Consider the following 11971-nt stretch of genomic DNA (forward strand, 5'->3'; position numbering starts at 1 on the left):
TGCCTTGCTGAGTGCCCGGCTCAACTTGGTGATGGTTGGCCCGGTACCGATCGAACAGGCTCGATATGCAGCCCCTGAGCTGATTTGCCACGGGCAGCAAGTGGGTGAATGCAAGCGCGGCCTGGCCAGCGTCGCTCCCTCAGTTCTGGTAATTGGTGACAGCCACGCTGCCCAACTCAACTACTTCTTTGATCAGGCGGGCAGCGAGCAGGGCATTGCTTACCGCGTGCTTACTGCCAGCAGCTGTGTGCCAATCCCGGGTTTCGATGTAGAGCGACTTCCTGAGTACGCGCAGCTCGCTTGCCGTGAGCAGATCATCGCAGTGAAACAGGCGCTGGCGACAATGGACAAGGTAATCGTCGCCGGAATGTGGCAATACCAGATGCCGAATCCTGCATTTGTCAAAGCGCTGCAGAGGTTTCTGGATGATGCTGCATCAGCGCACAAGCAGGTCGTAATTATGGGGCAGGTGCCGATGTTTCGCTCCGATGTACAAAGGGTACGCAGGTTTCGGGAGCTTGGGCTGCCGGCCGGTCTGGCCTTCAATGAGGAGTGGCGGGTCGCCAACACGCAGGTGGAAAGGCTCGCTGCGGGGAGGCCAGGCGTGCAGTATGTGGATTTCTCCCGGTCGGGCTTTTTTGCTGATGCGCCCTACGAGCATGGCGAGCTTATCTACCAAGACACTCACCATCTGAATGAAATCGGCGCGCGTCGCTACGGGCATTTTGCAGGTGAACAGCTGAAACGGCTGTTCGACCAAACTCAATCCAGCGTGAGTCTCAAGCAATGAATCATTATCAGCATCCCAGTGCAATCGTCGATGAAGGCGCGCAGATCGGCAAAGACTCGCGCGTGTGGCATTTCGTGCATGTCTGCGGCGGTGCCCGGATCGGCTCGGGGGTCTCTCTCGGGCAAAACGTCTTTGTCGGCAACAAGGTCGTGATCGGCGACCGTTGCAAGGTTCAGAACAACGTGTCTGTGTATGACAACGTCACGCTTGAGGAAGGCGTATTCTGTGGTCCAAGCATGGTTTTCACCAATGTCTACAACCCGCGTTCGCTCATCGAACGCAAGGACCAGTACCGGGATACCCGGGTGAAGAAGGGCGCGACCCTTGGGGCGAACTGCACGATTGTCTGTGGGGTCACGATCGGTGAATTCGCATTCATTGGGGCCGGTGCGGTGATAAATCGTGACGTACCGGATTATGCCCTCATGGTGGGGGTGCCCGCCCGGCAGATCGGCTGGATGAGCGAATTCGGTGAGCAGCTGGACTTGCCGGTGTCGGGTAGCGGAGTGGTATTGTGCGAACACAGCGGTGCTCGCTACACGCTGGAAGGAAGCATTCTGCACAAAATGGAAGTTTCGAAATGATCGAGTTCATCGACCTGAAAAAACAACAGGCGCGTATCAAAGACTCGCTGGATGCTGCCATCCAGCGCGTCATGAGCCATGGCCAATATATACTAGGCCCCGAAGTGGCCGAGCTCGAGGCAAAGCTGGCGTCGTTTGTAGGCGCCAAGCATTGCATCACCTGCGCGAATGGCACTGATGCCCTGCAGATTGCCCTGATGGCCGTGGGTGTCAAGGCGGGTGATGAAGTCATTACTCCAGGCTTTAGCTACATTGCTACCGCTGAAGCTGCTGCGGTGCTCGGAGCTAAAGCTGTCTATGTGGATATTGATAAAAAAACATATAATCTTGACCCGCGCTTGCTAGAAAGCAGTATCACTAAAAAGACCAAGGCAATCATCCCTGTGTCCTTGTACGGCCAATGTGCTGACTTCGATGCTATCAACGCAATCGCGGATAAGTACGGTATACCGGTAATTGAAGACGCTGCCCAAAGTTTCGGTGCAAGCTACAAGGGCAAACGCTCGGGTAACTTGAGCAAAGTTGCGTGTACCAGTTTTTTTCCGAGTAAACCATTGGGTTGCTACGGCGACGGTGGCGCCATGTTTACCAGTGATGATGACCTGGCTATTGTGTTACGGCAAATTGCCCGACATGGTCAGGACAGGCGTTACCACCATATTCGTATCGGTATGAACAGCCGACTGGATACCCTGCAGGCTGCAATACTCTTGCAGAAACTCGATATTTTTGCGGATGAAGTAGCGCTTCGCCAAAATGTCGCACAACGCTATGCTTCTCGGTTGCAGGGTGCTGACATCCTGAGCATTCCTCATGTGGAAGCGCACGCTACCAGTGTTTACGCGCAGTACACGATCCGCGTGAATGATCGGGCGGAGGTCCAGGAGAAACTGCGGCGCGCCGGGGTCCCGAGCGTTGTTCACTATCCTATCCCTCTGAACAAGCAGCCCGCAGTAATGGACAGCGAGGTCAGTCTTGTCGTGGGTGATGAGGTTGCAGAGCAGGTGTTGAGCCTACCGATGCACCCTTACCTGACCGATGATGATGTTGAACTTGTGGCTGCAGCACTAAAGTGATGAGCGCCCGGTTCTATTCCAGGTTGAATACGGGGTTTGTTCGCTCGGTATTATTGGTGGCGGGAGGCGCTCTGGTCTCGCAGGGACTGATCGTTGCCGTTACCCCGTTGCTGACCAGGCTGTTTAGCCCGGAAAGCTTCGGGGTTCTTGTCGCGTTCACGTCGGTGCTCACGATTCTCATAGCGCTTGCCTCCCTGAAATATGAGCTGGCCATTCCCCAGGCCAAATCGGCGAAGCAGGCGTTTGAAGTGGCCGTGCTCTCGTTTTGTGTCTTGGGGGGACTTGGCTTGGCGGCGACTCTTCTGATCGTCGTTGCTTGGCTAACACCGTTCGTTGAGCTGCCGGGTTATTGCTGGTTTATTCCGCCGGGACTGTTGTTTGCCGGGGCATTTCAAATTGCCAGTTACCTGGCAATCCGCAACAAGGACTTTTCCGGGCTGACTGCAGCCAACATTCAGCGGAGTGTCGTTCAATCTGTGCTGCAAGTATCAGCGGGACTCGCTGCGCTTGGCAGCGGCGCACTCATCCTCGGGTATGTGATTAGCCAGGGCGCCGCAGGAGCGAGAATCGTCATCAAGGCGTTCCGCGGGCGCAGCAGCCCGAGTAGACTGCGGCTAGTGGCACTGGCGAAAAAATATAAACGGTTTCCGGTGATGGCGGCGCCAGCTGCGCTGTTGAATGCGGCGGCACTGAATGTCTCGCCTTTCGTTATCATCTATGCATTTGGCATGCATGAAGCGGGTTTGTTCGCCCTCGCCCAGCGTGCCATGGGGGTGCCCATGGCCTTTCTCGGTACGGCTATTGCGAATGTCTACCTTGCGGAAATCCCTCGGGTTGTCGAAACCTCTCCAGATCAGGTCATCGTCTTTTACAGAAAAGCGCTGCGAAACTTGGCTCTGCTAGGATTGCCAATCGTATCGGGCGCGGGTGTATGCCTGTTCTATTCTGTGGAGTTCATATTTGGTTCTACCTGGTCTGAAGCTGCCGTCCTCATGGTGGTGCTTGTCCCGTTATTCTTTGGCCAGTTTGTGGTGTCACCATTGAGTCAGACGCTGAACGTCATCGAACGGCAAGATGTGCAGTTGCTATGGGACTTTTTCAGGTTGTGCGTGCCCAATCTTGGATTCTTGATGGTTGCGCTCTCAGGCTTCAGTTTTGTCGAAGCTCTGCTGAGTTTTAGTGTGCTGATGTTTGTGATGTACGTGATTAATGTCGTTGTGACGCTGCGGATACTAAAGCGTCGGCTGGCTTGAATCTTGAGGGTATTTGCATGAAAGTTTTTACTGTTGTTGGTGCCAGGCCACAGTTCATCAAGGCAGCGGTACTGTCCAGGGCCCTGGCTAGCGCTGACTTTCCGGTGAAAGAGGTCCTGGTACACACGGGGCAGCACTATGACAGCAACATGTCGGATGTGTTCTTTGATGAATTGAGTATTCCCAAGCCTACGTACAGTCTGGGACTGGGCGGTGGTACCCACGGGCAGAATACTGGACGGATGATTGAGCAGCTGGAAGCGTTGATGCTCAAGGAGAAGCCAGATTGGGTGCTTGTCTATGGCGACACGGACAGTACGCTGGCGGGTGCAATTGCTGCGGTCAAGCTGCATATCCCAATCGCACACGTAGAAGCCGGCCTGCGTTCCTATAACCGCGCCATGCCTGAGGAAATCAACCGTTTACTGACTGATCACGTGTCGACCGTCCTGTTTGCTCCGACGGACGTGGCGAAAGCCAACCTGCTCAAGGAAGGGGTTGCCGAGGAAAAAATTGAAATCGTTGGCGATGTCATGTGTGACGCTACGGAATTCTACAAATCCAAGGCGGTAAAGCCCGCATGGTTCGATGCGTTGAATATCAATGCCGGTGAATATGTGCTCTGCACCATTCACCGGGCCGAGAACACCGATTCCGAAGCTAGGTTGCGGTCTATTCTCCAAGGGCTTGAGGGTTCCCAACAAACCATCATTCTGCCCTTGCATCCGAGAACCAGGAATAAAATCAAGTCGCTGGGTGTTGAGGTCGCGGACAACATCATCATCGTTGAGCCTGTTGGCTATCTTGAAATGAACTGGCTCGAGTCCAATTGCAAGTTGATTGCGACGGACTCGGGTGGCGTGCAGAAAGAAGCGTATTTTCATGGCAAGCACTGCGTTACGCTGCGCGACGAAACCGAATGGGTTGAACTTGTGCAAAGGGGCGTGAATACCTTGGTAGGGGCGTCGACGGACAAAATTGCTAACGCCGTGCGCGCGACCACTGCCAGTGCTTTTGAACAGAATCTTTACGGCAACGGCGATGCGGCCGGCAACATCATCAAAGTGTTGAAAGGCTTGGCTTGAGCATCAAGCCATTCAACTATAGGCAGGGGTGGATAAAGTGCAAAGTAGTCTCGGCGCCAAGCTGTTTTCCCCACGATTTGGGTTTTACCTATTTGTGGTTGTGGTAGGCGTTACCTACGGCCTCATGCCTGCCTTGCTTTATTTTTTTGCCGGCGCGAGCGACTATTTCCTGAAATTATCGGTGCTGACGCTGGTGGCGTTGATTGCGCTTGTCGCGGGATACAAATTGCCTGTCCTAGATGGCCAGTTCGGCGTCGGTGCTGTCAGGGTAATCGTCCCCAGTCGGCTGTTCAATTTTTGTGTGTGGAGCTTCTTTTTTATCTTTGCTTTCTATACCTACTACACCGCACCCTCGATACCGTTGATCAGTGCGCTTCAAGGTGCAAGCGCTGATGAACTAAGCCAGCAGAGAGGAGATTTTTTCAAGGGGCGGAGCGGGTTTGAAACCATTTTGCTGTACCTCAGTACTATTTTTACAACGGTGCTGATTCCGTATAGCCTGGTGCTGATGTTTCTTAAAAAATCACCCCTGCGGTATCTGTTCTTGATAGTCGCGTTCGCATTTTGTATCAGCTTCCTTCAGAAATCGCTCTTTTTGAATGTTTTCCTACCCGTCATGGTGTGTTTTGCCTTGGCTGGCAGGCTGTCTTTCAAAGCTCTGGTGGTCTGTCTGGGGCTGGCGATCACGATACTGGTCGCTGCAGTTTTTCTTTCGCTGGGCGGAGGGGAGGCGGGGGAGCTAAATGCGTCAGGTGCTCCGCTTGCTGAGTATTTTTCATCGAAGTATCTCCCTTCTGGCGCCGGGGATTACTTCCTCTGGCGTGCGCTTGCAGTGCCTCTTTTTACGGCGACCGATACCCTGCTGGTGCAGGCCGAGGTCTTGAAAAACGATTATTTGCTGGGTTCGACGAGTACGCTGATTTCCCTGCTGACCGGTGCCGAGCGTGTGAATATCGAACGCTACGTTTTTCAGCACCAATTCGGAAGCTGGAATGAGATTGCCAATGCGAATGCGGTTTACATTACAGATGCGTATGTGAACTTTGGGTGGCTGGGTGTCATAATCTTTAGTTTGCTGGTTGGGCAGGTGTTCAGGTGGTTTCGGTTGTCTCAGGACATTGCATTCAAGTCACTGTGGCCGATTTTCGCTTTTACCCTGTATTCAGCTTCGCTGATAGGTATGCTGATCAGCAATGGATTTGCCTATATGCTGCTCCATGCTTTGTTAATCAGGATTGGTTTAGGGGGCAGCAATGAAACAAAAATTTCCGATAATCACGTTCTGTCGGGTGCGTTAAGGATGCAGGTGAAATGAATATCGTTTTTATAGTGCATTATTTCCCGCCGGTGAACAGTTCTGGTGCAAAGCGGGTTGAGGCCATCTCCAAATACCTGGCAGCCGATGGTCATGATGTGACTGTGATCACCACCCGAAAAACTGCCTCTGACGGTGGCTTTACCGAGGTTTATCCTGAAGGCGTCCGGGTGCTCGAGCTCGATCAGTTAGGGCGCGTGAGCGCCTCGCAGGAGAACTCTGGAGCGTTCGAGCCCATGTATACCGAAAAGCCCTCGCTCAAGCGCCGGATCAAGGACGTTGTCCTCAACGTGCTGGGCCAGGTCCCTGATCCACGCTTGCCATTTGCGATCTCGTTCCTCAGCCCGATGATGAACGCTCAAGTCAAAGCGGTACTGAACAGAGCGGATGTGGTGATAGGTTCTTCTCCACCCTGGCCTCTGCTGCTGGCGGCAGTCATATGCAAAAAACGCTTCAACGTGCCGTGCATACTTGACTACAGAGATCACTTCAGCGAGTGTCATGAGATGCCGGGTGGTCGCTTCGCCAAATGGCTGGAGCTAAAGATCGACAGATGGTTGGTGGGGAACGCCAGTCATCTGGTAACCATTTCGGAACCGATGAGTTCGTACTACCGGACCATGTCACCCAACGTTGCTACCATCATGAACGGCTACGATCATGAAGTCCTGGATGCAGCAAGGTTGCGGGCCAATCCGCCTTTGCCCGAGAAAGTCGTGCTGCGTTACATGGGTATCGTCTCCCCCGGGCGCGTTCCTCATAATGTAATGCGTGCTTTGGTTCGGTTGAAGGCGAGTCAACCCCAGCTATTCGAGCGCTTCCAGATTGAGTATTATGGTGGTGCGGACTTGATAAAGGATGCCTTGGTCAAGCAGTACCCCTCTATTGACTCGGCGTTCTCCTTCCATGCTGCGGTGCCCTACCAGGATTCGCTTCGGCTGATTGTCGAGTCGGACTATCTGATATTTGCCGAAACTTCATCCACTCAGACACTCAGTGCGCAAGGCATCCTGACGACCAAACTCTTCGAGTATATTGGCGCTGGGCGACCGGTCCTGGGTGATATTTCGGTGGACACGCTGGCTGGTTCGTTCCTCCGCCGTGCAGACGAAAACAACGTGATTGGCGTGACATCGGATATCTTCTTCGAAGCCTTTAGTGCTGCAGATTTCTATCAGCGCAAGGCGAACGTTGTATCTGATTTCGCTCAAGGCCTGTCGCGCCGTGCACAGGCACACCAGTATACAGATGTCATCCGCCAAGTCTTGGCAAGAGAGCAATAATGAACGCCAATAATGCAGGTTACAGAATTTGCAATTCATGCATCATGGACACCTCGGATCCGAACATTTCGTTCGATGAGCAAGGTGTCTGCGAGTATTGCGCGAACTTTGCGCGCGAGATCAAGCCCAATTGGGATACCGGCGCGCGCGGCCAGTCCGAATTGATGGCGCTTGCAGAAAAGATTAAAGAACACGGCAAAGGCAAGGATTTCGACTGCATCATCGGCTTGAGCGGCGGCCTGGACAGCTCCTATGCCGCCTACATCGCAAAGACTGTAATGGGCCTGAGACCATTGCTGTTCCACGTGGACGCAGGCTGGAACACTGACCAGGCGGTGGGCAACATTGAACGCCTGGTTGATGGCCTCGGTCTGGACCTCTATACCGACGTAATCAACTGGGAAGAGATGAAGGACCTGCAAGTCGCGTTCCTGCGTTCGCAGATTTCCGACCAGGATCTGCCGCAGGATGCCGCCTTCTTCTCCTCGCTGTACAAGTTCGCACGCCAGCACAAGATCAAATATGTCCTGACCGGGGCGAACTACTCCACGGAGTGCTGCCGCGAGCCGGAAGAGTGGGGCGGCTACCCCGGTATCGACAAGACACTGTTCGGCGATATTCACGGTCAATTCGGCAAGCGGGCACTGAAGAGCTTCCCGTTGGTTGATATCATGACCTACAAGATTTATTACCAGCGCATCCTCGGTATGCAGATCGTAAAACCACTCAATCTGGTGCCTTACGTCAAAGCCGATGCCGAGGCCACGTTGGAGCGTCTGTTCGGCTGGAAGCGATTCAAGCATAAACATCATGAGTCGCGCTTCACGCGGTTTTATGAAGATTACTGGATGCCACGCAAGTTCGGCTACGAAAAGCGCCGCGCGCATTTTTCCAGCCTGATCATGACAGGCCAGCTGACCCGCGAGGCAGCCCTTGAGCGCATTGCCAAGCCTGAGATGGACGAAAACTTCCTGAAATCCGAGTTCGAGTACGTCGCGCACAAGCTGGACTTGACTGTGCCTGAGCTTCAGGGCATTTTCGAAGGTCAGAACAAGACCTTCCGTGACTACAAAAACAAACGTTTCTTGATCGGCATTGGGGCTAGAGTGCTCAGCGCCATCGGATTGGAAAGAAGGCTGTTCAGATGATTACCATCATTGATTACGGCTTGGGCAACATCCAGGCTTTCGTCAACGTCTATCGACGCTTGCATATTCCGGTTGCGGTCGCGCAAACCGCAGCGCAACTGGACGGCGCAACCAAGCTGATCCTGCCCGGCGTCGGCGCCTTCGACCACGCGATCGAACGGCTTGACGCGTCGGGCATGCGTCCTGCCCTTGAGGAGCTGGTGCAGCAGCACAAGGTTCCTGTACTTGGCATTTGCGTGGGCATGCAGATTCTCGCCAACAGCAGCGAGGAAGGGCGCCTGCCCGGCCTGGGCTGGGTGCCGGGGTGCGTGCGGTCGTTCAAGTCGGTGCCAAACCTCACCGACCTGCCGTTGCCTCACATGGGTTGGAACGACGTAACTGCGCTCGACGACAACCCCTTGTTCAAGGGTTTCGAAGAAGAGGCGCGCTTCTATTTCCTGCACTCGTTCTTCTTTGATTGCGAGCAGCACCAGCACCGCGCCGGAATGTCCTCCTACGGGCTGGAGTTCAGCTGCGCCGTTCAGGCCGGGAACGTCTACGGCGTTCAATTCCACCCTGAGAAGAGCCACCACTTCGGTGTCGGCCTGCTGAAAAACTTCGCCGAACTGTGAGCGGGAACTGACAAATGTTAAGACCACGGATTATCCCATGCCTGCTCATCCAAGACGGGGGGCTGGTGAAGACGGTCAAGTTCAAGGACCCGAAGTACGTCGGAGATCCCATCAATGCGGTGAAGATCTTCAACGAAAAGGAAGCCGATGAACTGATCGTGATCGATATCGATGCCACTGCTCATGGTGTAGAGCCCAACTATACCCAGATCGCCAAGCTGGCAGCCGAGTGCCGCATGCCACTGTGCTACGGCGGGGGCATTCGCACCGCAGAGCAAGCCAAGAAGATCATCCAGCTGGGCGTCGAGAAGGTGGCCATCAGTTCAGCCGCGCTGGAGAATCCAGGACTGGTGACCCAGATTGCCGAGGAAATCGGCAGCCAGAGCGTCGTGGTCGTGCTGGACCACAAGTCGCGCTTGTTGAGCAAGCATCAGGAAGTCTGGACGCACAACGGCACGCGTAATACCAAGCGCAACGTGGTTGAAGTTGCACAAGAACTGGAGAAGCTTGGTGTAGGTGAGATCGTGCTCAACTCCATCGAGAATGACGGAAAGATGAAGGGCTACGACTTGGAGTTGGCCAGCAAGCTGCGCGCTGCGGTGCATATCCCTATCACCATTCTGGGTGGGGGAGGCTCGCTCGAAGATATGGCCAACGTGGTCAAGGCGTGCGGTGTGGTCGGCGTGGCAGCTGGCAGTTTCTTCGTTTTCAAGGGGCCCTATCGCGCTGTGCTGATCAGCTACCCGACTGCCCAGCAGAAAGATGACATCATTTATTCCGCTCTCCGAGCCCGCTAACCTCCACCGCGCGTCGCAAGGGTCAGATCATATGTTCAAAGGTAAGACACTCCTCATCACTGGCGGCACCGGATCTTTTGGCAACGCTGTACTCAAGCGTTTTCTCGAAAGCGACATTGCCGAAATCCGCATTTTCAGCCGCGATGAGAAGAAGCAGGACGACATGCGCAAGCGCTACGGCAGCGCCAAGCTGAAGTTCTACATCGGCGATGTCCGGGACTATCAGGGCGTGTTGAATGCTACGCGAGGGGTCGACTACATCTTCCACGCGGCCGCGTTGAAGCAAGTCCCCTCTTGCGAATTCCACCCGATGGAGGCCGTGAAGACCAATGTCATCGGCACTGAGAACGTTCTGGAAGCGGCGATTCAGAACCAGGTGCAACGCGTGGTCTGCCTCAGCACTGACAAAGCGGTATACCCAATCAATGCGATGGGTATTTCCAAGGCTATGATGGAAAAAGTCATGGTGGCCAAGTCGCGCAACCTCGACCAGACCAACACGGTCATTTGCGGCACACGCTACGGCAATGTCATGGCATCGCGCGGGTCGGTGATTCCGCTGTTCATCGAACAGATTCGGGCAGGCAAACCATTGTCAATCACCGACCCGAACATGACCCGTTTCATGATGACCCTGGCAGACGCCGTGGACCTGGTGCTATATGCGTTCCAGCACGGCAACAACGGTGACCTGTTCGTGCAAAAAGCACCTGCCGCGACTGTGGAAACCCTGGCCAAGGCGTTGACCGCGCTGCTTGGCACGCCCGAGCACCCGGTCCAGGTAATCGGTACACGGCACGGTGAAAAGCTCTACGAGGCGCTGCTTAGCCGGGAGGAGATGGCGTGTGCCGATGACATGGGCGACTACTTCCGGGTGCCACCGGACCTGCGCGACCTGAACTACAGCAAGTACGTCGAGCAAGGTGAGGAAAAAATTTCCCGTACCGAAGATTACAACTCTCACAACACCGAGCGCCTCGACGTTACAGGCATGCAGGCACTGCTGCTGAAGCTCGAGTTCATCCAGGCTATCCAGCGTGGCGAACACGCTACACCGGAGGAGTGAGCGATGAAGGTTCTGGTTACCGGGGGCAACGGCTTTATTGCGCGCAACCTGCTGGTTCATCTCGAAGAGCGCAAGGACATCGAAGTGAACCTGTTTGTTCGCGGCGATGACCTGGCTGCCCTGAAGCTCAAGGTCGCCGAAGTGGATTGCATCTTCCATCTGGCCGGCGTGAATCGCCCCCAGGACCCTGCGGAGTTCGACAGTGGTAACAGCGAGCTGACCCAGCAGCTGTGCGATGCGATAAGAGCGTCCGGGCGCAAGATACCTGTGTTGTACTCGTCCTCCACCCAGGCAGAGCGGGACAATCCGTATGGGCTCAGCAAGCTCGCGGCTGAGCAGGCATTGACGGCGCTGCACCAGCAGAACGCCAGCCCGGTCTATATATTCCGCCTGCCCAATGTGTTTGGTAAATGGGCAAGGCCGAACTATAACTCGGCCGTTGCAACGTTTTGCAACAACATTGCCCACGACCTGCCCATTCACATTCATGACGAATCTGCGGCATTGAACCTGGTCTATGTTGACGACGTGGTCAGCAAGTTTCTCGCCATCATGGATGGGGAAGCACCTGACAGTGGCCTGGTAGAGGTAGAGCCGATCTACAGTACCAGCGTAGGTGAGCTGGCCGCGCAAATACGCCGCTTCCGTGCCAGCCGGGATACGTTGGTGACCGAAAACGTCGGCGTGGGTCTGGTCAGGGCTCTGTACTCGACTTACCTGAGCTATTTGCCTCCGGCCGCGTTCACCTACGAGGTGCCCAAGTATGGCGACCCGCGCGGTGTTTTCGTGGAGATGCTGAAAACGCCCGAAGCCGGGCAGTTTTCCTATTTTACGGCGCACCCGGGCATCACCCGTGGTGGTCATTACCATCATTCGAAAACCGAAAAATTCCTGGTCATCAAAGGCAAGGCCAACTTCCGTTTCCGTCAGGTGGTGACAGGCGAGTTCTATGAACTGGAGACC

The 11971-nt window shown here is 54.8% G+C and carries 12 protein-coding genes; all 12 read left to right on the top strand.

The window, feature by feature from the left end:
- Positions 1–790: SGNH/GDSL hydrolase family protein (locus tag HP547_RS20805; protein WP_172287315.1), on the top strand; the 790-nt coding region annotated here is incomplete at its 5' end.
- On the top strand, positions 787–1374 hold the full coding sequence (gene wbpD / locus HP547_RS20810; RefSeq protein WP_172231923.1) for a UDP-2-acetamido-3-amino-2,3-dideoxy-D-glucuronate N-acetyltransferase: 588 nt from the start codon (positions 787–789) through the stop codon (positions 1372–1374). The genes HP547_RS20805 and wbpD, both read left to right, overlap by 4 nt.
- On the top strand, positions 1371–2450 hold the full coding sequence (locus HP547_RS20815; RefSeq protein ID WP_172287316.1) for a DegT/DnrJ/EryC1/StrS aminotransferase family protein: 1080 nt from the start codon (positions 1371–1373) through the stop codon (positions 2448–2450). The genes wbpD and HP547_RS20815 overlap by 4 nt, the downstream gene beginning before the upstream one ends.
- On the top strand, positions 2450–3703 hold the full coding sequence (locus tag HP547_RS20820; protein WP_172227383.1) for an oligosaccharide flippase family protein: 1254 nt from the start codon (positions 2450–2452) through the stop codon (positions 3701–3703). The genes HP547_RS20815 and HP547_RS20820 overlap by 1 nt, the downstream gene beginning before the upstream one ends.
- 17 nt (positions 3704–3720) lie before the next feature.
- Positions 3721–4788 carry a non-hydrolyzing UDP-N-acetylglucosamine 2-epimerase gene (gene wecB, locus HP547_RS20825; RefSeq protein ID WP_172227381.1) on the top strand — a complete coding sequence of 356 codons (1068 nt, stop codon included), beginning with the start codon at positions 3721–3723 and terminating at the stop codon, positions 4786–4788.
- Positions 4789–4825: 37 nt separating this feature from the next.
- The gene (locus HP547_RS20830) at positions 4826–6103 is read left to right on the top strand and encodes a hypothetical protein (RefSeq protein ID WP_172287317.1); all 1278 of its coding nucleotides are present in this window, start codon (positions 4826–4828) and stop codon (positions 6101–6103) included.
- Entirely contained in the window at positions 6100–7386 is a 1287-nt protein-coding gene (locus tag HP547_RS20835) for a glycosyltransferase (protein WP_172227378.1), read from the top strand. The genes HP547_RS20830 and HP547_RS20835 overlap by 4 nt, the downstream gene beginning before the upstream one ends.
- Positions 7386–8534, top strand: a complete 1149-nt coding sequence (locus HP547_RS20840; RefSeq protein ID WP_172227376.1) for an N-acetyl sugar amidotransferase — start codon at positions 7386–7388, stop codon at positions 8532–8534. Before HP547_RS20835 ends, HP547_RS20840 begins: the two co-directional genes overlap by 1 nt.
- The gene (hisH, locus tag HP547_RS20845) at positions 8531–9145 is read left to right on the top strand and encodes an imidazole glycerol phosphate synthase subunit HisH (protein WP_172227374.1); all 615 of its coding nucleotides are present in this window, start codon (positions 8531–8533) and stop codon (positions 9143–9145) included. Before HP547_RS20840 ends, hisH begins: the two co-directional genes overlap by 4 nt.
- A gap of 14 nt (positions 9146–9159) precedes the next feature.
- The gene (locus tag HP547_RS20850) at positions 9160–9942 is read left to right on the top strand and encodes an AglZ/HisF2 family acetamidino modification protein (RefSeq protein WP_172227372.1); all 783 of its coding nucleotides are present in this window, start codon (positions 9160–9162) and stop codon (positions 9940–9942) included.
- Between the two features lie 31 nt (positions 9943–9973).
- Complete coding sequence (locus HP547_RS20855; RefSeq protein WP_172227386.1) at positions 9974–11008, top strand: polysaccharide biosynthesis protein; 1035 nt, start codon at positions 9974–9976, stop codon at positions 11006–11008.
- A gap of 3 nt (positions 11009–11011) precedes the next feature.
- Positions 11012–11971 (top strand): NAD-dependent epimerase/dehydratase family protein (locus tag HP547_RS20860; protein ID WP_172287318.1); only part of this gene is annotated, 960 nt, incomplete at its 3' end.

Source organism: Pseudomonas sp. CM27, assembly GCF_013179515.1.
Taxonomy (GTDB): Bacteria; Pseudomonadota; Gammaproteobacteria; order Pseudomonadales; family Pseudomonadaceae; genus Aquipseudomonas.